The sequence below is a fragment of the Oleiphilus sp. HI0066 genome (genome assembly GCF_001635725.1).
On record NZ_LWFH01000615.1, the window covers coordinates 1 to 747 of the forward strand.

General features: G+C 43.0%; 1 protein-coding gene. It reads right to left on the minus strand.

Going from position 1 to position 747, the window contains the following annotated elements; all coding sequences use genetic code 11:
• Nucleotides 1–620: ABC transporter permease (locus tag A3738_RS07975; protein ID WP_369819783.1), on the minus strand; the 620-nt coding region annotated here is incomplete at its 3' end.
• Between the last annotated feature and the right edge of the window lie 127 nt (nt 621–747).

Consider the following 747-nt stretch of genomic DNA (forward strand, 5'->3'; position numbering starts at 1 on the left):
TCTTCAGGCAAATAAAAGCTAGCAATATAAGTGTTTGGAAAGTCATTCAACGCCCCGTCTTTAAACAGGACGTAAAAATTCGGCTTCATACTTTCCCAATCAACTTTGCGAATACTAGAAACGGTTGCGACCACTTCTAAACCTGCGACATTAAAGGTCAAACTATCGCCGAGTGATACACCAATGTTGTCAGTCAATTCTTGCTCGACGGAAACTGATAATCCCTCACTATCACTGACCCATGCCCCATCAACTATTTCATTGCCTTCAGGCATGTCTTCAACCCAGCTTAGATTCAACTCACGATTAAGCGCAGCAACGTCTTTTGTGACGGCAACTTTCACATCTTCGCCATTGATATGAGACATTCGCCCTCGCACCATTGGATACATATGCGAAACATTGATGCCATTGCTCGCCAAAAGCTCTTTCACACCCTTAACTTGAGGCTCAGTAATGTTGATCAAGAAATGATTTGGAGCGTTCTCTGGTATTTGCTGCTGCCATTGTGCAATGAGTGATTCACGAACAATAAAAATCGAAGCAAACAAACAAAAGGCAAATGCATACACTAAACATTGGGCAAAAGTATTACCGCGCTGAGATACCAGCGCCTGCACAGCAAGCGAAGCTCCCGACTCACTCTTCTTCAAATATCTTGAAGAAACGTACTCTAGTGAGCGTGCCAAAATGAAAACGATGACTCCAACAACGACCATCAATAAACACGACCCCAATACAAACAAT